The organism is Dermatophilaceae bacterium Soc4.6 (assembly GCA_039889245.1).
Classification (GTDB): Bacteria; Actinomycetota; Actinomycetes; order Actinomycetales; family Dermatophilaceae; genus Lapillicoccus.
Window position 1 is genome coordinate 189,740 of record JAZGVH010000002.1, and the last position, 23,367, is coordinate 213,106.

The window sequence follows — 23,367 nt, forward strand, 5'->3', positions numbered from 1 at the left end:
GTCATCCCGAGGAGCCTCCATGTCTGCCCGTGTCTTCCCGTCGCTCGCCGACTTCCGCGCCGCCGCCGGCGAGGAGCTCGGCACCAGTGAGTGGCACCAGATCACACAGAGCCAGGTCGACACCTTCGCCGAGGCGACCGGCGACCACCAGTGGATCCACGTCGACCCCGAGCGGGCGAAGGCGGGCCCCTTCGGCGGCCCCATCGCCCACGGCTACCTCACGCTGTCGCTGCTCCCGATGCTGGGCAAGGAGTGCTACGAGGTGCAGGGGCTGGCCATGGGAGTCAACTACGGCGCCAACAAGATCCGCTTCCCGCACCCGGTGCCGGTCGGCTCGCGGCTGCGGGCGACGGCGACGCTCAAGGACGTCGCCGACATCGCCATCGGCACCCAGGCCACGATCGTCTTCGTCATCGACATCGAGGGCGCCCCGAAGCCGGCGTGCATCGCCGAGGTCATCTACGTGATGGCCGCCGCCTGACCGTGCGTCAGGTCGCGGTCATCGCCCCGGTGGCGAGCACCACGACCAGGACGAGACCCAGGACGACGCGGTACCAGACGAAGGCCTTGAGGCTGTGGCCGGCGACGAAGCGCAGCAGCCAGGCGATCGAGGCCAGGGCGACGACGAAGGCGACGACGATTCCGGCCGCCATCTGGCCCTTGCCGAGCCCTGACAGGTCGGTGGAGACGGCTTCGTAGAGGCCGGCTGCCGTCAGGGCCGGGATCGCCATGAAGAACGAGAGACGAGTGGCGGTCACCCGGTCGAGGCCTCGCAGCAGCCCCGCCGAGATCGTGGCGCCCGATCGAGAGACGCCCGGGACGAGCGAGAAGCACTGCACGAGACCGATGACCAGGCCGTCGAGCACGGTGACCTCGCCCTCGCCGCGCACCTGGGTGCCCTGGGCGAGGGCGGAGTGGCGGGTCTCGGCCACCCACATCACCGCACTCCACAGGATGAGGGCGGCAGCGATGACCCACAGGCTGCGCAGGCCGCCCGAGATGACGTCCTTCGCCGCGAAGCCGACGAGGGCGACCGGCACCGAGCCGATGATCACCGCCCAGGCGAGCGAGTAGTCGTGGTGGGTGCGAGCCTCCGCAGAGACCAGTCCTCGGAACCAGGCACCGAGCAGCCGCACGATGTCACGGAAGAAGTAGAGGATGGTCGCGGCGATCGCCCCGAGCTGGATGATCGCGGTGTAGGCGGTGACGGCGGCGTCGTCGACCTTCAGGCCGAGCAGCTTCTCGGTGATAGTGAGGTGCCCGGTGGACGAGACCGGGAGGTACTCCGTCAGGCCCTCGACGACGCCGAGGATCAGGGCTGAGACGTAGGACAGGTCGCTCACGAGGAAGGGTTCGCTCTCGGTCAGAGGGTGGTGAAGACGGCCCATCCTCCCGTATGACGACCTGCCCTGGCGGCCGATCAGGGCCAGGCAACCCTGAGAGTTTGCCCAACCGCCCCCACCGTGACCCTCACGGACCGTCGGTCAGGGCATCAGCTCGGCCATCGTGCGCACCATCTCGAGACGTTCGTCGAGCGTGGGCGCCATGCTCGAGACCGACAGCGTGGTGACGCCCGCCTCGGCATACCGCTGCAGGCGGTCCTTGATGCGGTCCTTCGGCCCCAGCAGGGCGGTCGAGTCGAGGAACTCCATGGGCACGGCCGCCGCGGCGTCGCGGTGCCTGCGCTCGAGGTAGAGGTCCTGCACCTCCTTGGCGGCCTCGTCGAAGCCCATGCGGACGGCCAGCTGGTTGTAGAAGTTCTTGTCGCGGGACCCCATACCTCCGACGTAGAGCGCGGCATGGTCCCGCACCTGGTCGGCGCACGCGGCGACGTCGTCGCCGATGACGACGGGCACGGTCGGGGCGATGTCGAAGCCGGCGAGCGGGTCGCCGCCGTCAGTACCCTTGCCCCCGCGGCGGGCACCGCTGCGCACCGACTCCACGAGCTCACCCGAGTGCTCCGGGCTGAAGAAGATGGCCAGCCAGCCGTCGGCGATCTCACCGGCCAGCTCGAGGTTCTTCGGCCCGACCGAGGCGAGGTAGACCGGGATCTGCTCGCGCACGGGGTGCACCGTCAGGCGCAGGGCCTTGCCGGGGCCATCAGGCAGCGGCAGCGTGAAGTGCTTGCCGTCGTAGGCCACCTTGTCGCGACGCAGCGCCATCTTGACGATGTCGACGTACTCCCGGGTACGCCCGAGCGGTGAGGCGAAGGGCACGCCGTGCCAGCCCTCGCTCACCTGCGGGCCCGACACACCCAGACCGAGGCGGAAGCGGCCACCCGACAGGGTGTCGAGGGTGGCCGCGGTCATGGCCGTCATGGCGGGCGTCCGAGCCGGGATCTGCATCACGGCCGCACCGATGCCGATCTGCTCGGTCTTGGCTCCGACCCAGGACAGCACGGTCGGGGCGTCGGAGCCGTAGGCCTCCGCCACCCAGGCCACGCTGTAGCCGAGGCGGTCAGCCTCTTGGGCGAGCACGATGTTGTCGGCGTCGTTGCCGGCACCCCAGTAGCCGAGGTTGATTCCCAGTCGCATGCCTCGCAGGCTATCCGGCGGGGCACACGAGGCACGAGGGCGGTGGGGACTAGCCTTCGGAGACATGCGCCACAGACACCTCGGACGGTCGGGCCTGCGGGTGTCCCGTCTCGCCCTCGGCACGATGACCTGGGGGTCGGGAGTCGACCACGAGGGTGCGCGTGACCAGCTGGCCCTCTTCGTCGAGGCCGGCGGCACCCTGCTCGACACGGCCTACGGGTATGCCGGGGGCGCCTCCGAGGAGATCATCGGCACCCTGCTCGGCGACGTCGTCGCCCGCGACGACGTGGTGCTGTGCACCAAGAGCGGGATCTCGAGGCAGGGTGACGACCGGGTCGTCGACACCTCCCGGCGCGCCCTGGTGCGTCAGCTCGACGCGTCGCTCGAGCGGCTGGGCACCGACCACGTCGACCTGTGGCTGGTACACGCCTGGAGCGACGAGACGCCCCTCGACGAGACCCTGTCGGCCCTCGCGCAGGCCGTCAGCAGCGGCCGGGCCACCTACGTCGGGGTCTCGAACTACTCCGGCTGGCAGACCGCGAGAGCGCTGACGCTGCTGGAGCAGGAGCGAGTGTCGTTGGTGGCCAACCAGACCCACTACTCCCTGCTCCACCGGGTGCCGGAGGACGAGCTGGTCCCGGCGGCCCTGGCCCTGGGCTTCGGACTCCTGCCGTGGTCACCCCTCGGCCGGGGTGTGCTCTCCGGGAAGTACCGCAGCGGGGTGCCGAGCGACTCGCGCGCCGGGTCGCGCGACTTCCCCCACTTCGCCGAGCGCTACCTCGACGAGCGGTCGATGACGATCACGGAGGCCGTGGTGACCGCGGCGCGGGGGCTGCAGGTCAGCCCCGCCGAGGTCGCGCTGGCCTGGGTGCGTGACCGGCCCGGCGTCACGGCCCCGGTGCTCGGGGCCCGCACGCTGCCGCAGCTGCGCACCGCCCTCGCGAGCGAGGACCTCGAGCTGCCGCCCGAGATCGTCGAGGCGCTCGACGAGGTCTCGGACTGACCCTGCGTCCGCGTCGAGGAGGGCAAGGACCCACCGGGCGACGGACGCAGGCCGGGGTGGGCCACAGGTCAGGGGCCGAAGGCCCCGGTGGAGGTGCCGAGGGCGTCGCTCAGGCGGGCGACGACGAGGTCGAGCACCCAGCGGGCCTGCGTGCGGTCCTCGGCGACCATGACGTAGTGGTCTCGGTGGGGCACCACGTGGTGGGTGACGGTGACCCCGTCGTCGGCGAGGCGGGCCGCAAACACGTCGCCCTCGCTGCGCAGCACGTCGTACTCCGCCGTGACCACCAGGGTCGGTGACAGACCCGTCAACGAGGGGGCCAGCAGGGGTGAGGCATAGGGTTCGGTCCGCCGTGAGACGTCACGGAAGTACGTCGTGCGCACGAGATCGAGCAGACGGGCGTCGACCATCGGGTGGGCGATGGTCGCTCGCTTGGCCGAGCCGGGCTCGTGCACGTCGAGCGCCGGCACGACCAGCACGACGTAGGCCGGGTCGAACGTCCCCCGGTCACGGGCCTGGAGGGCGGTGGAGGCCGCGAGGTTCCCCCCGGCGCTGAAGCCGCTGAGGGCCAGCCGCGACCCGTCGAGCCCCAGCTCGTGGCCGTGCACGGCGAACCACGCGGCCACGTCGTGGGCCTGGTGCTGGGCCACCGGATAGGCCCGCTGGGGCGCGACGTCGTAGTCGACCGAGACCACGGCGGCCCCGACCTCGGCGGCGAGGAGTCGGGTGTAGAACGCGTCCATCTCGGGATGGCGCATGATGAACGCGCCCCCGTGCAGGTGCACCACCACGGGCGCAGGCCCCGTCCCGACGCCCTCGGGGGGCCGCTGCACGGTGCAGCGGACCCGCCCGTGCCTCGTCGGCACGGTGACGCGCTGCGGGCGCGGCAGGCGCGTGCCTGCCTCAGCGGTGAAGTCGAGGCCCCGGCCGTAGTCGACGGTGTATCGCGCCGAGCGCTGCATCAGCCACGCCGTGACGGCGACTCCAGGACCCATGCACGGTGTTCGGCACCGACGCCCCCGCCGATGGGGCGCCGGTCACGGGTGCTGCGCGGGGACCTCGTCCTCGTCGTCGTCCTCGTCGTCGTCGTCGTCGTCGTCATCGTCATCGTCGTCGTCGAAGTCGATGTCCTCGTCGTCCAACCCGGCGTAGACCTCGGTCGGCGCTGCCCCCCGCGGCACGTCGACCTCCTCGTCGTCGTCCTCGTCCTCGTCGTCGTCGTCGTCGTCGTCCTCGTCGTCGTCGTCGTCGTCGTCGTCGTCGTCGTCGTCGTCGTCGTCGTCGTCGTCGTCGTCGTCGACATCGTCGTCGTCGTCGTCGTCGACATCGACCAGCAGCGGAGTCATGACCTCGGTCGCCAGGAAGAGGGCCTCGTCGTAGTCGTCGAAGGCATCAGCCAGGTCGAGCGCGGCCGCCACCACTCCGGGGTCGTCCGGGTCGCGACGGGTGGTGGATACCTCGAGGTGTCGCTCGAAGGCAGCGACGAGAAGGGACAGCGCGGCGCGCGGGTCGGCGGACATGTGACGACCGTATCGCCCCATGGGTGAGAATGGCTCCTGATGATCGAGTACGAGTACCGCGTCCTGACCTTCTCGCGCGACCTGACCCGGGCCGAGGTGCGGCGTGCGCTGGTGGACCACGCCGAGTACGGGCAGTGGGAGCTGGCGCGCACGGTCACCTACCTCGGCGGGCTCCGTAAGGCATGGCTGCGCCGCAAGATCATCCGCGTCCGGCGCACGGCCTGAGCCGCCACTGCGTCCGTGCGGCGGCGGCCTCAAACCCCCGTCGACGCGGACGTAACGCGGGTCAGGCGCGGTCGAGGAAGTCGCGCAGCACCGTGGCCCCGAAGACCAGCGACTCGACCGGCACCCGCTCGTCGATGCCGTGGAACATCGGGGCGAAGGGCAGGTCGGCCGGCAGCCGCAGCGGGGCGAAGCCGTAACCGGTGAGACCGAGCAGGGCCAGGGCCTTGTTGTCGGTGCCTCCGGAGAGGCAGTAGGGCAGGACGGCCGCGCCGGGGTCCGCCGCCAGCAGCGACTGCTTCATCGCCTCGACCAGGCTCCCGCTGAAGGGCGTCTCGAGGGCGATGTCGCGGTGCAGCACCACCACCTCGACGAACTCCCCCGCCAGCTCACGCACCGTGGCCATGAGGTCGTCCTCGTGCCCGGGCAGGAAGCGGCAGTCGAGGTTGGCCGTCGCCGACTGCGGGATGACGTTCTGCTTGTAGCCCGCGGCCAGCATGGTGAAGTTGGCGGTGTCGCGCAGGGTGCCACGCACGAAGCCCGCGGCGCCCGGGATCGAGGCGAGCAGACGCTCGAGACCGGCGTCATCGGCATACGGGATGCCGGTGATCGTGCTGAGGCCGTCGAGCAGCTCGCGCACCGACGCGACGTACTCCCCCGGCCACGCGTGGGCGCTGATGCGGGCGACGGCCTGCGCCAGGCGCACGACGGCGTTCTCGTCGTTGGGCACCGAGCCGTGGCCGGCGCGGCCGCGGGCCCGCAGCTCCAGCCACGCGATGCCCTTCTCGGCCGTCTGGAGCAGGTAGGCGCGGGTCGGCTCACCGGTCGCGTGGTGCGGCACGGTCACGCTGTAGCCGCCCACCTCGCTGACGGCCTCGGTCGCCCCCTCGAACCACTCGGGGTGCTGCTCCACGGCCCAGTGCGAGCCCTTCGTGCCTCCCGCCTCCTCGTCGGCGAAGAAGCAGAAGGTCGTCGTGCGGGCCGGCTTGGCGCCGCTGCGGGCGAGGTCGCGCACGGCCGCGATGATCATCGCGTCCATGTCCTTCATGTCCACCGCTCCACGGCCCCAGATGCACCCGTCGCGCTCCTCGGCGCCGAAGGGGTCGACCTGCCAGTCGGCGGCGTTGGCCGGCACGACGTCGAGGTGCCCGTGCACGACCAGACCGGGCCGCGAGGGGTCGGCTCCCTCGAGCCGCACCATGACGTTGGCCCGGCCCTGCTCGCTCTCGACCAGCACCGGGTCGAGACCGACCTCGGTCAGCTGCCCCACGACGTACTCTGCGGCCTCGCGCTCGCCCGGCCCCGACCCGTCGCCGTAGTTGCTCGAGTCGATGCGGATCAGGTCGGCGCAGATGCGCGCGACCTCGCTCGCCGGGATGAGGGGGCTGCTGGACGAATCGGGGGTGACGGCCATGCCTGCCACCCTAGGTCAGCGCAGCGAGCCGCCACGCTGCGCAGACTGTCGCCGCCACTTTCCGCGTGGTGGATACTTTCCGTATGACGACACCGCGGGCGCCGGGGGTGCAGTCGCTGGGCCGCGCGTTCGAGATCCTCGAGCTGATGGCCGATGCCGGTGGCACGGCCAGCGTCTCGCAGCTCGCGACGCAGGCCGCCCTGCCCCTGCCGACCATCCACCGCCTGCTGCGCACGCTCGTCGACCTCGGCTACGTGCGCCAGGAGCCCTCGCGGCGCTACACCCTCGGGCCACGGCTGATCCGGCTCGGTGAGGCCAGCTCGCGCATGCTGCGCTCGTGGTCCCAACCCCTGCTCGTCGAGCTGGTCGACGCGCTCGGCGAGTCGGCCAACCTCGCGATGCTCGACCGTGACGAGGTCGTCTACGTCGGGCAGGCGCCGTCACGGCACTCGATGCGCATGTTCACCGAGGTGGGTCGCCGCGTGCAGCCGCACTGCACGGCCGTCGGGAAGGCCATCCTCGCCACCCGCAGCGACACCGAGGTCAGGGCCCTGCTCTCCCGGGCGGGTATGCCGGCGCGCACGGTGCACACCCTCACCGACCCCGAGGCCTTCACGAAGGAGCTCGCCCGGGTGCGCGAGCAGGGCTACGCGGTCGACGAGGGCGAGCAGGAGATCGGCGTGCGCTGCGTCGCCGTCGTCGTGCCCGATGCCCCGACCCCGCTGGCGATCTCGGTGTCGGGTCCCACCGGGCGGATGACCGACGAGCTGGTCGGCCGGGCCGTCCCCGTGCTGGGTGCGGTCGCGGCGCGGCTGTCGTCCGAGCTGGCCGCCACGGGCTGAGGCTCGACGACGCGGGACCTTCGGCCCGTGACGCGTGACCGGCGCACACCTAGCGTCGGCCACAGCGACGGTCGTCTGGCCGCCAGCCAGCTTCTTCCCCGGGAGGCCGCCATGTCGGCGCTGACGTCGTCCATCACCCTCGCCACGAACTACGTCGACGTGGGGTTCGTCCACGTCTCGTGGGCCAACCTCGCCGTCGTCGGCGCCATGGTGCTGCTCTTCCTGCTCGTGCTCGTCCTGCCCTTCCCCGGCGGGCACGGTGGACGAGGAAGGACCGGGCGATGACTACGCTGGTCCCGCCGGGAGCCGAGCACGCCACGCCCACCGGCCTTGGCGGCCTTGGTGTCACAGCCGAGGGCGACGGGCGCGAGCTCGCCGAGGGCAGCTGGACGGCCTGGCTGCGTGACCGGATTACCCACCTCGTCCCTCCCGGGCAGGCACTGCCCGACCGCCAGCCGGCCTACGTGGCCTCGTGGGCCTACGTCCTCGGCGTGATGACCCTCGCGGCCCTGGCGGTCGTCGTCGTCACCGGGTGCCTGCTCGCCGCCGGAGGCACCACCTGGTGGCACGTCGCGTCGCTCGGACACTTCGTCAACTCGATGCACTTGTGGTCCGTCGAGCTGTTCTTCGTCTTCATGGTCGTGCACCTGTGGTCGGCGTTCTGGATGGCCGCCTGGCGCGGGCACCGAGGCCTGACCTGGGTCACCGGCGCCGTGGCTTTCCTGGGCTCGATCGGAACCGCCTTCACCGGCTACCTCTCGCAGACTAACTTCGACTCGCAGTGGATCGCCGGCGAGGCCAAGGACGGGCTCAACTCCGTCGGCATCGGGGCCTTCTTCAACGTGCTCGACCCCGGGCAGATGCTCCTCGTCCACGTGACCCTGCTGCCCATCGTCGTCGGGCTGCTCGTCATCGCGCACCTCGTGCTCGTCCGGCGACACGGTGTCGTCCCCCCGATCGGTGGGCCGCTCGACCTCGACCGTCCGGGAGCCACCGACACGACACCTGACGAAGCCGCCCACCACGCCACGGGGAGGGTGTCATGACCGCTGTCGTCCCGCTTCCGGCATCCCCCCGTCGCACCCCGGCCCCAGCCTCCGCCGCCACCTCCGTGACCGCCGGCACCCGACCCTATGACCTCGTCAAGGAGCTCGTGATCGCCCTTGTCGCGGTCATCGTGCTCACCATTGGCCTCGCCGCCGTGTTCTCGTCACCCGACGAGCCGGCGATCACGATGAGCCGCTGGGCCACTGCCGCGCCGGCCGACGTCGTGGCCACAGCCGCCGGCGAGCTCGCGGGGACGACGACGAGCGCGGGATACGGCGCGCCCTACAACATGGCCTCCGACGGACAACAGCTGGGACCGCTGACCCTGCAGAAGTGGGGCGGGGTGCGGACTCCGGTCGACTCGGCCGAGGACCTCGTGCTGACCCCGCTGCGACACACCACCGGTGACGCGGCCCTCACGTCGGCACTGCGCGCGTGGGACGGCGCGGCCGCCGACCAGCGAACGACATGGGCCACGGCCTACGGGGACGCCCTCGCGGACGCCCCGGGCGGCGACCCGGCGAGGGTCACGGCCGGAGTCTACGGCCCGGTGCCCACACTGACCTCGTCGTTCCTGCGGCTCGCCTCCTCGGGTGGGCTGGAGGGCTCGCTCACCCAGAACGGCACGTTCTACGGCAGCGATGCGACCCGCTCGCTGCTCCTGCTGTCGGACGGCGCCTTCCTCGAGGACCAGGCCAGGGCCCAGAGCCTCGGCGGCGACCAGTGGGGGATGATGAACGAGACCGGCAACTACCCGGGCCAACCGTGGATGTGGCTCTACACCTTCTGGTACCAGATCCCCCCGTTCTCCACCTCCGACAACGCAGACGCGCAGGTGTGGGGTCTGATGATGCTGCTGAGCCTCGGCCTCGTCCTGGTCCCCTTCACCCCGGGGGTGCGCTCGATCCCCCGGATGATCCCGCTGCACCGACTGGTCTGGCGCCAGCCCCGCCGCCACTGAGCCGAGAGGTCCGCCCGCCGGGCGCTCCGGGTCATCCCCGCGCGAGCAGCACCACGAGGGGGATCTCGCGGGTCGTCCGTCGCTGGTAACCCGCGTAGTTCGGGTGACGCTGCGTGATCAGCGGCCAGATCCGCGCGCGTTCCTCGGCGGTCGCCACGTGCGCCGTCATGGGCCGCGAGGCACCACCACGCAGCGACACCTCGACGTCGGGGTCGTCGCGCAGGTTGAGGAACCAGGCCGGGTGCTGGTCGTCACCCCCGCGTGAGGCGACGACGACGAGGTGGCCGTCGTCGGTCAGGGGTGAGGTGAGCATGACCGACCGCCGTTGCCCGCTGCGGCGGCCCGTCGTGGTCAGCTCGACCACCGGCATCCCCATCGCCTCACGACCGAGCCGTCCACCGCTGAGCCGCAGCGCCAGGCGGTGGGCACCGTTCATGGCCTTGAGGGCGAGGTCGGAGGGCATGGCCGCAGTTTAGGGGTCGGCAGGTCAGGACGAGCGTGGTGTCAACAGGGCCAGGGAGTCGGCGAGGCGGCGGACGACGACCCGCACGCGATCGGTGGCGGGGTCGCTCGGCATCGCGTCGAGGACAGCGCCCACCCGCTCGCTGATGCCCTCGCCCGTGGTCCGCGGCGGTGAGGTGATCAGCGTCGGGAGGTCGACGAGACGCCGAGCCTCCGCCTCGATGAGGCGGCAGGCCCGCGCGAGCGCGGGGCTGGACCCGGCAGGTGACGCCTCGACCCTCGCGGCGAGGGTGCGGGCCACGGCATCAGCCGACCCCAGCACCGAGATCCGGTGCTGGAGGGCCTCCCGGCCCGCGCCAAAGACCCGCCCCCGAGTGAGGGCCTGGTGGGTGCGCACCACCTGGCGGGCGGCCGCTCCCGAGCGTACGACCAGGGCGATCAGGTCACGCTCGCCCGACACGCCCTCGAGATGGTCGGCGCACGCTGCCAGCAGGTCGGCGAGAGCGGTGAGGAAGGACCGCCGCGCGACCCGCAGGGTGGCCCGGGTGCCAGACGGCAGGACGACGACGCAGACGCCGATACCGACGACGGCGCCCACCGCCGTCTCCTCCAGACGCAGCAGCAGCAGCGAGTCGGTGAAGGTGTGCAGCAGCGCATAGAGCTCCCCGAGCATCAGGGTGATGAAGAAGGTCATCCCCGTGTAGGACACGGCCTGCAGGTAGAACGCGAAGAAGATGCAGGCCCCGAGGGATGCGAGCACCATCACCGTGCTGCCCGCGGTGACGTTGGCCAGCGCGACGGCGACGACGAGGCCGGCGACCGTGCCCGTTATGCGGCCGAGGCTCTTGCGGATCGTCTCCCCGGCCGTGGACGTGCCAGTGAAGGCGATGAACGAGGCGATGACGGCCCAGTAGTAGCGCTGCGGTGAGATGAGGTCGCCGATGACGATCGACAGCCCGGCGGCGACCGCAGCCTGCACCGCCTGACGCGTGCTCAGGCGCCAGCGGGACGGTGACCACCTGCGGGCGCCCTCGCGGGCATGGGTCTGCTCCGCGAGCGGCGCCGAGCCGGGCAGGTTGCCAGAGAAGAGGGTGACCACCGGCTCGAACTGCGGGTCGTCCAGCACCTCGTCGCTGCGGTCCGGCCGCAGCGCCGGGTGGTCGAGCTCGTCGACCGTCTCGAGGAGCAGCACGGCGGCGGCACCGAGGCGGCGGGCCGGCACGACGCCCTCGTGCCCGTGCGACTGCAGGGCCCGCGCGTGCTCCAGCGCGACGACCGTCGGCGCCCACCCGACCGAGCCGAGCACCGCACGCACGTCGTGGCGCACCCCCTCGGGCAGGTGCGGCAGCTGGGACAGGTCGAGGACGGCACCACACACCTCGTCGAGAGCCACCTCGATGTCGACGACCCACCGCCGCATGAACCCTGGGCTCAGATGGGCCGGCAGCGAATCGGCCTGCGAGAGCTGCCCATCGAGCAGCAGCGACACCTCCGAGAGCGCCACCAGCTGCCCGCGCATCGCCCGCACAGCCTTGAGGTCGTGGGGTGAGTCGAGCACGTCGATCGCGGTCGAGATCGCCGCTCGAGCCCTCGCCCGCAGGGCTGTCACGGTGCGGGTCAACGCCACACCGGGGTCCACCCGCAGCACGGTGACGAGCAGCACGCCGACCCAGCCGGTGGCAAGCACGATCGCCGCGACCATGAACGGCAGCGCGGCCACCGGGGGGTCGAGGAAGAGGGAGAAGAAGAAGGCCTGCCAGCCGAGGAACCCGAGGGTGAACCAGCGCGGGCCGAAGCGGCGCAGCCACACCGCGACGAAGGTGACGACGGTGAAGGCCACCAGCCCCAGCACGTGGACCTGGGCCGTGGTCACCCCCACGACCGCCCCGAGCGCTGCGGCGACCGCGCCACTGGCCACGGTGACCACTGCCGTGCGTCGGTCGCTCTCGCGCACGGAGGTCGACAACGGCATCGCGACGACGGCTCCGAGCAGGATGCCGAGCAGGCCGGTCTGGGACGAGGCACCCACGAGCCGCACGAAGACGGCCTCGACCGCCACGGTGGTCGCGACCGCCAACAGCGCGCTGACCCCCTGCCGCAGACGGGTCAGGCCGGGGTCGCTGGCGAGCACGCGGTCACGGGCGTCGCGAGCCTCCACCGAGAGCCGGCTGCGCCCCGAGACCAGCAGGTCGCGGGAACGGGCACTCGCGGGGCTGCTCACCCTCGCACTGTAGGCGTGAGGCGACGGTGCCGTGCGCGAGGGGACGGAGCTGGCGGCGCCGCTGCGACCCCGTCATCGGCATGATGGGTGACGTGACCGGCCCCGCCACACCCTGTCCGCCCGCGGCCCGCCTCGCGCTCACCGGGCGGGTGGTGGCCCCCGACGGCGTGCTCGAGCACGGGGTCGTGGTCGTCGAGGGCGACCGGGTGCTGTGGGCGGGGGTCGCCGCCGAGGTGCCCGGGCCACTGCGCGGAGGGCGGGTCCCCGCGGGCTGGGTGCCGGGCCGCACGATCCTGCCCGGCCTGGTCGACACGCACTGCCACGGGGGCGCGGGGGGCGAGTTCGGCCCGTATGCCGAGGGCGCGCGGAAGGCCGTGGAACACCACCACAGGTCAGGAAGCACCAGTGTCGTCGGCAGCCTGGTGTCGAACACCCCGGCGCGGCTGCTCGCCGGAGTCGCCACCTGCGCCGGCCTCGTGCGGGACGGCCAGCTCGCCGGCGTGCACCTCGAGGGGCCCTTCCTGTCGATCGCTCGGCGCGGTGCACAGAACCGCGACGTGCTCACCGACGTCGACCCGGCCCTGCTGGGTGCGCTCGTCGAGGCCGCCGCAGAGGCCGGCGCCGAGAGAGCGATCGTGCAGATGACCTACGCCCCCGAGCGCCCCGGTGGGGCCGGGCTACCGCGTCTGCTGGCGCACCAGAGCATCGTGCCGGCCGTCGGGCACACCGACAGCGACGTCGACACCGCCCGGGCCGCACTGCGTCTCGGGCGAGAGGTCGCACCCCGCGGAGGACGACCACTGGTGACCCACGTCTTCAACGCCATGCCGCCCCTGCACCACCGCGACCCGGGCCCGGTCGCTGCCTGCCTCGAGCGGGGTGCCGCGGGCGATGCCGTGCTCGAGGTCGTCGGGGACGGCGTGCACCTCGACGCCGGCACGGTGCGGATGCTCTTCGAGGTCGTCGGCGCCCAGGGGCTCGACCTCGTGACCGACGCGATGGCGGCCACCGGGATGGCCGACGGCCCCTCGTCGCTCGGGGGCCAGGACGTCCTCGTCTCCGCCGGGACGGCCCGACTCGCCGAGGGCGGTTCCCTCGCCGGTGGGGTGTCCACCCTGCTCGACGTCGTCCGCTGGTGCGTCGAGGAGGCCGGGGTCTCGCTGGCGGATGCCGTCACGGCCGCCGCCACCACCCCGTCGCGCACGCTGGGTCTCGATGACGTCGGGCGCCTGGCCCCCGGGACCTTCGCCGACCTGGTGGTGGTCGACGGCGACCTTCGCCCCCTCAGCGTCATGCGCCGGGGCGCCTGGCTCTGATCAGGACTAGCATCGCCCGATGTCACGCGAGCGCACGGGGTCGGCCGAGCATCCGCCGGGTGCTGCCGGCGACACCGCGGGCCTCGGGGACGACCGCCGGTGACCGGCTGCTGCACTCCCGACCGCCACCAGAGCCTCGGCACCGAGACGGCAGCTGGCCCGGGTCCTGCGGTGGCGCCCGGGGCGCCCCCTGCGCCGCGCACCCCGGCCGCGATCACCCGGCTCCTCGCCTCGGGTGAGCTGCGGCCGGGCAGTCCGCCCGACGACCTCGTGGACGTGCCCGCAGGGGCCTTCCGGATGGGGAGCGAGGCCGAGCACGCGATCACCGCCGACGGCGAGGGACCGGTCCGGCTCGTCACCACCGCCGCCTACCGGATCGCCGCCGCCACGGTGACCAACGAGCAGTTCGCCGAGTTCGTCGACCACACCGGCTACCTCACCGAGGCACAGACCTATGGCTGGTCCTTCGTCTTCGCCGGGCTGCTCGGGCCCCGGGACGAGCCGCACGTCGTGCCGGGGACGGTGCCCGGCGCTCCCTGGTGGCGAGCCGTGCGCGGAGCCACCTGGTGCACCCCCACCGGCCCGGACTCCGGGGTCGACGACCGGCTCGACCATCCCGTCGTCCACGTCACCTGGGAGGACGCCTCGGCCTACTGCCGATGGCGGGGGCTGCGCCTGCCCACCGAGGCGGAGTGGGAACGGGCCGCCCGCGGAGGTCTCGACCAGGCGACCTACCCGTGGGGGGACGACCTCGTCCCGCCAGGCGGGCGCCGCATGAACGTCTGGCAGGGCTCGTTCCCTGACGCCGACACCGCGGGCACAGCGCCGGTGACGGCGTACCAGCCCAACGCCCTGGGTCTGTGGAACACCACGGGCAACGTCTGGGAGTGGACGGCCGACTGGTTCTCTCCACGGTGGCACCGGGCCGCCAAACCGCAGACCAGGCACGACCCGCGGGGCCCGTCACTGGGCACCGGGCGCGTGGTCCGTGGGGGTTCCTACCTGTGCCACGCGTCCTACTGTCACCGATACCGGGTCTCGGCCCGCACCCAGACCACCCCGGACTCGTCGCTGGGGCACACCGGGTTCCGGGTCGTAGCCGACGGTGTCGGCCCCTGAGCCGGCGGCCACCCCCGCGCGGACGAGCCGGTCAGCGAGACCATCCGGCCGGGCCGGTCCGCAACACCTTGCCCGTGGGGTTGCGAGGCAGCTGGTCGACGAAGTGCACGTCACGGCGTACGGCGATGCGGGCCAACCTGCTGCGGACGAGCTCGCGCACGAGGTCGCCTGGCCCCCTTGGGGGTGCCGGTCGTGCCCGAGGTGAGCACGATCATCCGGCTGTGAGGGGGCTTTAGCGGCAGGGACAGACCGGTGTTGAGCAGGACGACGTCGGCCCCGATCTTGCCGGCCGCGCACCTCACCTGGATGGGGGCCCGCCCGTTGCGCCACAGAAGGCCCACGGGTGCGCCCGGTCCGGCACCCCGATCCGTGAGTGCCCGGGCCAGGGCGTCGGTCGTCCTCTCGAGCTCGGCGTAGGTCAGCTCGCCGTCGTCGTCGACGACCGCGGGACGGGCAGGAAGGGGGGTGCCAGCGTTGCCCACCTCGTTGCCATAGCGGCAGTCTGGCAGGGCCCTCTCCGCTCCACGCGGCACTCGGGGTGTGGCCTGGACCACCCTGCTCACCGCAGCCGGGCTCCTCGTCGCCTCGCCCCTCATGGCGGTCGAGGCCAGGCGCTCGCAGCCCGGGCAGAGCGCCTCGGTCGGGGTGGGCGGTCCACCGGAGCCCGAGGGTGCGACATGATCGGGAGGTGCCCCCACCAAGCAGAGCACTGCGCCCCCACCCACCCACGTTCGACAGCAGGAGAGCCCGATGAGCGACAGCCCGCACCAGGAGGGCCCGGAGGTGGAGGACGCAGCCGACGCACCCACACCCGAGGAGCTCAACTACGACGGGCAGTTCTACCCTGCCCGCCCCGCGCGGCTGCGCCCGCGTGGGCGGTTGCGGCTGTTCCCGTGGCAGCGCCGCGTCCGGGGCGACGGTCCGCCTGACGGCTCCAACCCGGCCTACGTCGAGTGGCTCCAGCACGAGTCGATGCTCGCTGACGCCAAGGGTTTCGCCACCCAGTTCACCGGCCAGGGCAGCATGTGGCAGAACCCGTATGCCGACCCGGACCCGCGGGCGGCGATCGAGAAGGCTCCGGTGTGGTTCACGGCCTACCCGATCTCGATGATCACGCGCACCGGGTCGTCCTTCCTGGGGACGCTCGGTGACCCCGACCTGTGGGCGGCCTTCGCCCGCGTGGGGATCTCGGCGGTGCACACCGGGCCCGTCAAGAAGGCCGGCGGCATCTCCGGGTGGGACCTGACCCCCAGCGTGGACGGGCACTTCGACCGCATCTCCACGCAGTTCGACGAGGAGTTCGGCACCGAGGACGAGTTCCGGCTGATGTGTGACGTCGCGACCGAGCACTCCGGCACCGTCATCGACGACATCGTCCCGGGTCACACGGGCAAGGGTGCGGACTTCCGCCTGGCCGAGATGAAGGTCGACGACTACCCCGGCATCTACCACATGGTCGAGATCCCGCGGTCCGACTGGCACCTGTTGCCCAAGGTGCCGCGCGGGGCCGACTCGGCCAACCTCGACCAGGCCACCGAGGACCGCCTGTCGCGGGCGGGCTACATCGTCGGCCAGCTGCAACGGGTGATCTTCTACGCGCCGGGCCTCAAGGAGACCAACTGGTCGGCCACCGCCGCCGTGCTGGGCCCGGACGGCGAGGAGCACCGCTGGGTCTACCTGCACTACTTCAAGGAGGGACAGCCGTCGCTCAACTGGCTCGACCCGACGTTCGCGGCGATGCGGCTCGTGATCGGTGACGCCCTCCACTCCCTGAGCGACCTCGGCAGCGGCGCGCTGCGGCTCGACGCCAACGGGTTCCTCGGGGTCGAGAAGAGCGCCGAGGGTGGGCCGGCCTGGTCGGAGGGGCATCCGCTGTCCGAGGCCGCCAACCAGCTCATCGCCAGCATGGTGCGCAAGGTCGGGGGCTTCACCTTCCAGGAGCTGAACCTCTCGATCGACGACATCCGCGACACGCAGGAGCGCGGTGCAGACCTGTCCTACGACTTCGTCACGCGCCCCGCCTACCACCACGCCCTGGCCACGGCCGACACCGAGTTCCTCCGGCTGACGATGAACATCGCCCGCGACAGTCGGGTCGACACGGTGTCGCTCGTCCACGCCCTGCAGAACCACGACGAGATGACCTACGAGCTGGTGCACTTCGCGGCGGTGCACTCGGCCGACGAGTACACCTTCCGACGGTCGACCATCACCGGTGCCGAGCTGGCCATCCTCATCCGCGCGGAGCTCACGGACCGGCTCACCGGTGAGGCCGGTCCCTACAACGCGACCTTCACGCAGAACGGCATCGCGTCGACGACCGCCACCGTGATCGCCGCGTCGCTGGGCTTCACCGAGCTGGCGGCGCTCACACCCGACGACATCGAGCGCATCAAGGCGGCCCACCTGCTGCTCGCGATGTACAACGCCTGGCAGCCGGGGGTCTTCGCCCTCTCCGGGTGGGACCTCGTCGGTGCCCTCACGCTCGAGCGCAGCCAGGTGGCCGACCTGATCCGTGAGGGCGACACCCGGTGGATCCACCGCTCGGCCTACGACCTCATGGACTACCAACCGCTCGCGCACGAGTCGACGTCGAAGATGCCCAAGGGGCGGGCGCTCTACGGCGGCCTACCGGCTCAGCTCGAGGACCCGACCTCGTTCGCGTCGAGGCTGAGCCGCATCCTCGACGTCCGCGCCCGCCACGGCATCGCCACGGCCCGCCAGCTGGACGTGCCGGCCGTGTCGCACAAGGCCATGATCGTCATGATCCACGACCTGGAGCACGGACAGCAGGTCACGGTGCTCAACTTCTCCAGCGAGCCGATCTCGGGGACGGTGCTCTCCCCCACCATCGTGCCCGGCAGCGTCGTGACCGACCTGATGACCGACGAGGTCGTCGGAGAGGTCGACGACCTGCACAGCCTCCACGTCGACCTCGCCCCGCACGAGGGCAAGGCGCTGCTGCTCGTGGCTACGACCACCGCCCCCTGAGACGGGAGCGCGAGTGGCTCCGCGCGGAGCGCTCCTCGCATCGAGGTGCGCTCCACGCGGAGGGGGTCGTCTGACCTGGGTAGCGAGCTGGGCGACCTCCTCGTGGGCGGGCGGAGATCACGGCGACGGCCCGGTGAACCGCGAGTGCATCTCGTCTCCAGCGATCGCCCCAGACGTGAGCTCGAACGAGCGCGGGTGCGCGAGCAGCACGGCGATCTCGTCGCGGACGCCTCGACCTGATGACTTCCTCAGGTCAAGGGGCGCAGAGCCGATTCGTCGGATATCGCCCTTGTCCAAGTGCGTCGTGCACTAGGAGGTGTCGTGCGGTGATGGGGATGGCTCCGAAGTCCGCCGCGGTGCTGGATCTTGTGCGCTCCGGGGGCGTCCGGTCGGTCTACCAGCCGATCGTCGACCTCGACACCGGTGCCACGGTCGCCTTCGAGGCGCTGGCGCGTGGCCCGCACGGCCACCCCCTCGAGCGCCCCGACCGGATGTTCGACTCGGCGCGGGAGCACGGCTGCGTGGGCGAGCTGGACGAGGCGTGTCAGTGGTCGGCGATCACGTCGGCGGTCGCGGCCGGCCTCGGCGCACCGTGGAGCCTCTTCGTCAACGTCGAACCAGCCGCCCTCGACTGGGCCATGGTGCGGACGGACGCTGCGGCTGAGGCGGCCGGCGTGGATCGACAGCGCTACCGCGTCGACCTCGACCTGCCGATCGTGGTCGAGATCACCGAGCGCGACCTCAGCGTCGACCCCCCGTCGCTGCTGCGCTTCGTCGACCGGATCCGCGGCTGGGGCGGTGGTATCGCCCTGGATGACGTGGGGGCGGAGCGGGCGTCGTTGGCCCTCCTGCCCCTGCTGCGCCCGGATGTCATCAAGCTCGACCTCCGGGTCGTCCAGGAGCGGCCCGGTCGTGAGATCGCGGAGATCGTGGCGGCCGTCGATGCCGAGGCAGAGCGTTCTGGCACCATCGTCCTCGCGGAGGGGATCGAGACGCCCGAGCACCTCGAGCACGCGCGTGCTCTCGGTGCCCGGCTCGGCCAGGGCTGGCTCCTGGGCCGCCCCGGCCCGCTCCCCGACCTGTCCACGCTGCCCGCCCCGGCCCCCGGTGCGATCCGCGTCGAGCACCGGGCCGGGCTGGTCCGCGAGGACTCGCCGTTCACGGTCGCCGCCGCGCACTCGGACCCGCGGACTGCTCGCAAGCTCCTGCTGACCGAGATCAGCAAGCACCTCGAGAACGAGGCCCTGCATCTGGGCCGAAGTGCTGTCGTCGTCACCGCCCTGCAGCACGTGCGCTTCTTCACCCCGAGGACGGCCCGGCGGTATGAGCGCCTGGCCGACCAGGTCGCGTTCGCCGCGGTGCTCGGCGAGGACGTGCCCACTCATCCGCTGCCCGGCGTGCGCGGCGGTCCTCTCCACACCGGCGACCCTCTCCTCGGCGAGTGGGACCTCGCGGTGCTCGGTCCCCACTTCGGGGCAGCGCTGGTCGCCCGAGACCTGGGCGACAGCGGACCCGACGCGGAGCGCCGCTTCGAGTACGTCCTGACCCACGACCGCGCCGTGGCCGTCGCCGTCGCCGCCGCCCTCCTCTCCCGCGTCACCGGATAGCCGTGAGCTGGCGGCACTCGTCGCCCGGCTGCTCGCCGAGGACCCGGACGACCGGCCCCAGAGCGGCCACGAGCTGGCGCTCGTCCTCGGCGAGTGAGTGCTCAGTGCGGATAGACCGCAGCGATGGTGTCTGCCGCGAAGATCGCGAAGACCGCGCCACCGATCATGAAGGGTCCGAAGGGGATCGCGGTCTTGCGGCTGGCGGCGCCCGTCGCCATCAGGAGCACGCCGACCACGGCGCCGAAGACGAACCCCGCGGCCGCCCCCACCAGCAGGGCAGCCACCGACAGGTAGCCGAGCACGAGACCGAGCACCCCCGCCAGCTTCAGGTCGCCGGCGCCCATCCCGCCGGGGTAGGCCGCGACGAGCACTGCATACAGGGCCAGCATGGCTCCGGCGCCGAGGCCGGCACGGGCGAGGGGCCACCAGTCCCCGTCGACCCCTGCCGAGACCGCGAGCAGCGCGCCCAGCACGGGGTAGGACGGCAGGACCAGCACGTTGGGCAACCTCCGGCAGTCGAGGTCGATGGCGCCCAGAGCGACGCCCAGGGCGGCGAAGGTGAGGTAGGCGGGGAGGGCGCTGACGAGCCCGAGCTGGTCCAGCCGCCAGGCCAGCGCCACGAACAGGGTCGCGGTGCCCACCTCCACCAGCGGGTAGCGCGCACTGATCCGTGCACCGCAGTCGGCGCAGCGCCCCCGCAGGGAGAGCCATCCCCACACCGGCACGTTGTGCCGCCGGCGGATGGGCGCGTCGCAGGAGGGGCAGTGAGAGGGCGGCAGCACCAGCGACTCGCCGCGGGGCACCCGGTGGATCACGACATTGAGGAACGACCCGATGACCAGGCCCAGTGCTCCAAAGAGGAGCAGGAGGGGCGCACTCGACATGACTCCTGCGATCGGTCGGGGGAGGTGAGCGCCGCAGCACAGGGGCCCACGTCGGTGGCACCCCCTGCTGAGGTCCTCACAAAGATTCTCAACGAAGGGTACGGCGGGTGGCGGAATTCGCACACTTTGACCGTATATATGCTACCTTAATAGGACTTACCCCCACCACGCGACCCGTCGCGCACCCCCACCTCTCCAGTTCGAGCCCAGGAGGCTCCCATGTTGGTCAAGAAGCTCCAGACCCTGCGTGCCGAGCGCGAGCGCGGTGAGCACGGCTTCACCCTGATCGAGCTGCTTGTGGTCGTCGTGATCATCGGCATCCTCATCGCCATCGCCATCCCCCTCTACCTCAACTACCAGAAGGGTGCGAAGAACAGCACCGCTGCCTCCGACACCCGCAACGCCGTCGCGGCCGTCGAGGCCTGCTACGCCGAGAACTCCAACGCCTACCCGGCGAACCCCGCTGCGGCACCAGCAGCCGGAGCCGCGGTCACCCTGACGTGCGGGTCCTCGACTCAGACCCTCAACGTCAGCCCCGACAACGTCCTGACCTACAACAAGGGGACGACGGGCTACACCGTCCTGACCGTCGCCGGGAACCCCGGCACCCAGAAGTACACCTACGACAGCCTGACGGGCAAGACCACAAGCGCTCCGAAGCCCTGACCACTGACATGACCAGGTGAGGTGGGCCCGCTCAGGGCCGCTCCATCGCCGGACAACGACCTGACGGGAGACGTCACGTGTGGCACCATCAGCGCGGTAGCAGGAAGGCCCGGACGGCCGGCCGTTTCAGGATCGTCAACACCGACGGCCGCATCATCGGTCTCGACATCGGGGCCACGGCGGTCCGGGCCGCCGTCCTCACCCTCACGGTGAGCGACGAGGGCCACCCGGTGGTGGACTCCCACGGGCTGGGCCAGGCGGCCCTGCCCGTGGGAGCGGTGGTCAACGGTGCCGTCGTGGACTCGGCCGCTGTCACGGCGGCCCTCAAGGAGCTCTGGCGTGCCCACGGGTTCACGTGCCACAACGTCATCCTCGGGGTCAACAACCAGCAGGTGGTCGTCCGCGACCTCCAGATGCCGGTGCTGCCCCCCGCGCAGATGGCGATGGCGCTGCCCTTCAGGGCCCGTGACATCGTCGCCCTCCCGCTCGAGCAGGCCCTCATCGACTTCATGCCGCTGGGCGATCCCGACCCGGCCACCGGGCTCCAGGGCGGGCTCCTCGTCGCCGCTCCCCGCGCCCCCGTGCTCGGGGCCGTGCAGGCCGTGGAGCGAGCCGGTCTCCACGTCGCCCGGGTCGACCTGTCGAACTTCGCCGGCCTGCGGTCGACCGCCCGTCAGGACATGGCGGCTGAGGCGGTCATCGACCTCGGTGCCCACCTCAGCGCCCTCGTCATCCACCACCACGGGGTGCCCCGGATCGTGCGCACCATCGCCCAGGGCGGTGAGGTGCTCACCAGGAGCCTCGTCGAGGCCATGGAGCTGAGCCGCGGCGACGCCGAGTGGGCGAAGATCGACAACGGGCTCATCGGCTCGCACGCCGAGGTCGTGCGGGTCCTCACGAGGGCGGTCCGACCCCTCCTGGCCGAGATCCGCAGCTCGATCCAGTACTTCGCCTCGGTCAGCAACGGCGGCCAGGTGGAGAGCGTCGCGCTCACGGGCGCCGCTGCCGCTCTCCCGGGTCTCGGGTCCCTCCTGAGCGAGCAGATCGGGGTCCCGGTGCGGATCGTCGCGCCGCTGGAGCACGTGCGCCACGGCTGGCGGGGCTCGCGCGACGCTCACGTCGACGACGAGCGCAACGCCACGGCGGTCTCGGTCGGTCTTGCCATGGGGGCAGCGGCATGACCGCCGTGGCCACCCCGGAGCGGCCGTTGTGGGTCGTGGCTGCCGGGTGGGGCATTGCCGCCGACCTCACCCCCCCGGAGGTCGTCGCGTCCCGACGCCTGAGTGGGCTGCGCCGCCGGATCACCATCGCCCTCACCGTGCTGGCCGTGGTCATCGCGGGAGGCTATACCGCGGCCATGAGGGAGAACTCCACGGCCCACGACCAGACCGTCGCCGAGCAGGGGCGCACCGCAGCACTGCTGGCCCAGCAGCGGCAGTATCGCGACCTCACCCAGACCCAGGCCAAGCTCACCCTGACGCGCATCCAGGTGGCCTCGCTGATGTCTGCTGACGTCGACGTCAGCAGGCTGCTCACCACGGTGAACGGCCCCCTCCCGACGACCATGAGCATCAAGACCCTTGCGGTGAACCTCATCCAGGCCACCGTCACCACGGGCGTCGGGAGCGCCGGGGGCCTCGACACGTCAGGTCGGGCGCCGATCGGCACCGTCGTCATCGGTGGCACCGCGGCCAGCTTCGACGACGTCGCCCACTACGCCGACACGCTGGCCCGAACCGCCGGCGTGGTCGACGTCGTCCCGACGTCCTCGCAGGTCGACGACACCGGCCTGCAGTACAGCCTGACCTTCACCCTCACGGACACCCTGCTCAGCAAGCGCTTCGACCTCAGGACGGGAGCCGACACGCCATGAGAACCCTGTTTGCCGAGCGGCGCGCGTGGATGGGTCTGGGGGTCCTGCTCGCGGTCCTCCTCGTCGCCACCGGCTGGTTCGCGCTCATCGGCCCCCTGCAGGCGGACACCGCGTCCCTCGCGAGCCAGGAGACCGACGCCCGCGACCAGAACGTCGTGCTCGCGCAGCGGATCTCGGTGCTCAAGAGGGACGAGGAGAAGCTGCCTGCGTTGCGGGCCGCTCTCGGCTCTCAGGTGCGCGGCCTGCCCGCCGGCAGTGGCCTGCCCGAGCTCACCCGGCAGCTGACCGCTCAGGCCAGGACGGCCAGGGTCGACCTCACGAGCGTCGCTGTGGGCGCCATCGCCGCGGTCGTCCGGTCGGCACCGCCGGCCGCAGCGGGTGCATCGGCCAGCCCGGCGGGCCAGCTCTTCGCGATCCCCGTCACCATCACCACGACCGGCGCCGCCACCAGCCAGATCGCCTTTCTCGCCGCCGTGCAGCAGGACGGCCCACGACGGGCGCTCCTGGTGTCGACCCAGCTCGCCCCCAGCCCCGTCTCCGCAGCGACCGCACCGGCGGCGGCGGCGACATCGATCAAGGACCGCTCGACGATGACGACGGTGCTCACCGTCTTCTCGGCACCACTGAGCCCCGACGACCAGGCGCAGCTCACCCGGCTGATCGCTGGTCCGAGCACGAGCTGACC

Annotated in this window: 24 protein-coding genes and 1 pseudogene; 16 read left to right on the plus strand and 9 right to left on the minus strand. The window is 71.9% G+C overall.

The annotated features are described in order from the left end of the window. Positions 1–19 precede the first annotated feature (19 nt). A complete protein-coding gene (locus V3N99_00950) occupies positions 20–481 on the plus strand; it encodes a MaoC family dehydratase (protein ID MEO3935304.1) in 462 nt (153 codons plus the stop codon). Positions 482–488: 7 nt separating this feature from the next. Here the strand turns inward: V3N99_00950 and V3N99_00955 are convergent, their stop codons facing one another. Beyond that, complete coding sequence (locus tag V3N99_00955; GenBank protein ID MEO3935305.1) at positions 489–1,343, minus strand: undecaprenyl-diphosphate phosphatase; 855 nt, start codon at positions 1,341–1,343, stop codon at positions 489–491. Between the two features lie 141 nt (positions 1,344–1,484). Beyond that, positions 1,485–2,534 carry an LLM class F420-dependent oxidoreductase gene (locus tag V3N99_00960; GenBank protein ID MEO3935306.1) on the minus strand — a complete coding sequence of 350 codons (1,050 nt, stop codon included), beginning with the start codon at positions 2,532–2,534 and terminating at the stop codon, positions 1,485–1,487. Between the two features lie 64 nt (positions 2,535–2,598). Between V3N99_00960 and V3N99_00965 the strand changes: the two genes are divergently transcribed. Further along, on the plus strand, positions 2,599–3,537 hold the full coding sequence (locus tag V3N99_00965) for an aldo/keto reductase (GenBank protein ID MEO3935307.1): 939 nt from the start codon (positions 2,599–2,601) through the stop codon (positions 3,535–3,537). Positions 3,538–3,605: 68 nt separating this feature from the next. Here the strand turns inward: V3N99_00965 and V3N99_00970 are convergent, their stop codons facing one another. Next, positions 3,606–4,532 (minus strand): alpha/beta hydrolase, encoded by a 927-nt coding sequence (locus V3N99_00970; GenBank protein MEO3935308.1) that lies wholly within the window; start codon positions 4,530–4,532, stop codon positions 3,606–3,608. Positions 4,533–4,574: 42 nt separating this feature from the next. Next, a complete protein-coding gene (locus V3N99_00975; protein MEO3935309.1) occupies positions 4,575–5,057 on the minus strand; it encodes a hypothetical protein in 483 nt (160 codons plus the stop codon). A gap of 39 nt (positions 5,058–5,096) precedes the next feature. On the opposite strand from V3N99_00975, the gene V3N99_00980 reads away from it, so the two are divergent. Continuing rightward, the gene (locus tag V3N99_00980) at positions 5,097–5,282 is read left to right on the plus strand and encodes a DUF5703 family protein (GenBank protein ID MEO3935310.1); all 186 of its coding nucleotides are present in this window, start codon (positions 5,097–5,099) and stop codon (positions 5,280–5,282) included. 61 nt (positions 5,283–5,343) lie between these two features. Here the strand turns inward: V3N99_00980 and V3N99_00985 are convergent, their stop codons facing one another. Continuing rightward, complete coding sequence (locus V3N99_00985) at positions 5,344–6,693, minus strand: M20/M25/M40 family metallo-hydrolase (protein MEO3935311.1); 1,350 nt, start codon at positions 6,691–6,693, stop codon at positions 5,344–5,346. A gap of 83 nt (positions 6,694–6,776) precedes the next feature. Between V3N99_00985 and V3N99_00990 the strand changes: the two genes are divergently transcribed. The 4 genes from V3N99_00990 to V3N99_01005 are packed head-to-tail and all read left to right on the plus strand — an operon-like array spanning position 6,777 to position 9,543. Next, the gene (locus V3N99_00990) at positions 6,777–7,535 is read left to right on the plus strand and encodes an IclR family transcriptional regulator (protein ID MEO3935312.1); all 759 of its coding nucleotides are present in this window, start codon (positions 6,777–6,779) and stop codon (positions 7,533–7,535) included. Positions 7,536–7,562: 27 nt separating this feature from the next. Beyond that, complete coding sequence (locus tag V3N99_00995; GenBank protein ID MEO3935313.1) at positions 7,563–7,820, plus strand: hypothetical protein; 258 nt, start codon at positions 7,563–7,565, stop codon at positions 7,818–7,820. Next, on the plus strand, positions 7,817–8,581 hold the full coding sequence (locus tag V3N99_01000) for a cytochrome b N-terminal domain-containing protein (GenBank protein ID MEO3935314.1): 765 nt from the start codon (positions 7,817–7,819) through the stop codon (positions 8,579–8,581). The genes V3N99_00995 and V3N99_01000 overlap by 4 nt, the downstream gene beginning before the upstream one ends. Next, positions 8,578–9,543, plus strand: coding sequence for a hypothetical protein (locus V3N99_01005; GenBank protein ID MEO3935315.1), 966 nt, complete (start codon positions 8,578–8,580; stop codon positions 9,541–9,543). The genes V3N99_01000 and V3N99_01005 overlap by 4 nt, the downstream gene beginning before the upstream one ends. A 31-nt stretch (positions 9,544–9,574) precedes the next feature. Here V3N99_01005 and V3N99_01010 read toward each other — a convergent pair whose 3' ends face one another. Both V3N99_01010 and V3N99_01015 read right to left on the minus strand, forming a co-directional pair. Continuing rightward, entirely contained in the window at positions 9,575–10,006 is a 432-nt protein-coding gene (locus tag V3N99_01010) for a nitroreductase/quinone reductase family protein (protein MEO3935316.1), read from the minus strand. Positions 10,007–10,030: 24 nt separating this feature from the next. Next, on the minus strand, positions 10,031–12,226 hold the full coding sequence (locus V3N99_01015; GenBank protein MEO3935317.1) for an FUSC family protein: 2,196 nt from the start codon (positions 12,224–12,226) through the stop codon (positions 10,031–10,033). Positions 12,227–12,318: 92 nt separating this feature from the next. On the opposite strand from V3N99_01015, the gene V3N99_01020 reads away from it, so the two are divergent. Beyond that, positions 12,319–13,542, plus strand: coding sequence for an amidohydrolase family protein (locus V3N99_01020; GenBank protein MEO3935318.1), 1,224 nt, complete (start codon positions 12,319–12,321; stop codon positions 13,540–13,542). Positions 13,543–13,641: 99 nt separating this feature from the next. Further along, positions 13,642–14,661: a formylglycine-generating enzyme family protein gene (locus V3N99_01025; protein ID MEO3935319.1), complete on the plus strand. Its 1,020-nt coding sequence runs from the start codon at positions 13,642–13,644 to the stop codon at positions 14,659–14,661. Between the two features lie 110 nt (positions 14,662–14,771). Here the strand turns inward: V3N99_01025 and V3N99_01030 are convergent. Then, a pseudogene (locus V3N99_01030) lies at positions 14,772–15,257 on the minus strand (AMP-binding protein). On the opposite strand from V3N99_01030, the gene V3N99_01035 reads away from it, so the two are divergent. The 3 genes from V3N99_01035 (at position 15,202) to V3N99_01045 (ending at position 19,259) form a co-directional block, all read left to right on the plus strand. Continuing rightward, positions 15,202–15,342 carry a hypothetical protein gene (locus tag V3N99_01035; GenBank protein ID MEO3935320.1) on the plus strand — a complete coding sequence of 47 codons (141 nt, stop codon included), beginning with the start codon at positions 15,202–15,204 and terminating at the stop codon, positions 15,340–15,342. The pseudogene V3N99_01030 and the gene V3N99_01035 overlap by 56 nt on opposite strands. 69 nt (positions 15,343–15,411) lie before the next feature. Then, complete coding sequence (gene treS, locus V3N99_01040; GenBank protein ID MEO3935321.1) at positions 15,412–17,652, plus strand: maltose alpha-D-glucosyltransferase; 2,241 nt, start codon at positions 15,412–15,414, stop codon at positions 17,650–17,652. Between the two features lie 335 nt (positions 17,653–17,987). Next, positions 17,988–19,259 carry an EAL domain-containing protein gene (locus tag V3N99_01045; GenBank protein ID MEO3935322.1) on the plus strand — a complete coding sequence of 424 codons (1,272 nt, stop codon included), beginning with the start codon at positions 17,988–17,990 and terminating at the stop codon, positions 19,257–19,259. Positions 19,260–19,360: 101 nt separating this feature from the next. Here V3N99_01045 and V3N99_01050 read toward each other — a convergent pair whose 3' ends face one another. Then, complete coding sequence (locus V3N99_01050; GenBank protein ID MEO3935323.1) at positions 19,361–20,143, minus strand: prepilin peptidase; 783 nt, start codon at positions 20,141–20,143, stop codon at positions 19,361–19,363. A gap of 219 nt (positions 20,144–20,362) precedes the next feature. Here V3N99_01050 and V3N99_01055 point away from each other — a divergent pair, with 219 nt between their 5' ends. The 4 genes from V3N99_01055 to V3N99_01070 all read left to right on the plus strand — a co-directional run bounded on the left by V3N99_01055 (position 20,363) and on the right by V3N99_01070 (position 23,365). After that, the gene (locus V3N99_01055) at positions 20,363–20,809 is read left to right on the plus strand and encodes a prepilin-type N-terminal cleavage/methylation domain-containing protein (GenBank protein MEO3935324.1); all 447 of its coding nucleotides are present in this window, start codon (positions 20,363–20,365) and stop codon (positions 20,807–20,809) included. Between the two features lie 77 nt (positions 20,810–20,886). Beyond that, positions 20,887–21,990, plus strand: coding sequence for a type IV pilus assembly protein PilM (gene pilM / locus V3N99_01060; GenBank protein ID MEO3935325.1), 1,104 nt, complete (start codon positions 20,887–20,889; stop codon positions 21,988–21,990). Then, positions 21,987–22,682: a hypothetical protein gene (locus V3N99_01065; GenBank protein MEO3935326.1), complete on the plus strand. Its 696-nt coding sequence runs from the start codon at positions 21,987–21,989 to the stop codon at positions 22,680–22,682. Before pilM ends, V3N99_01065 begins: the two co-directional genes overlap by 4 nt. Then, positions 22,679–23,365, plus strand: a complete 687-nt coding sequence (locus tag V3N99_01070; protein ID MEO3935327.1) for a hypothetical protein — start codon at positions 22,679–22,681, stop codon at positions 23,363–23,365. The genes V3N99_01065 and V3N99_01070 overlap by 4 nt, the downstream gene beginning before the upstream one ends. Positions 23,366–23,367: the final 2 nt, after the last annotated feature.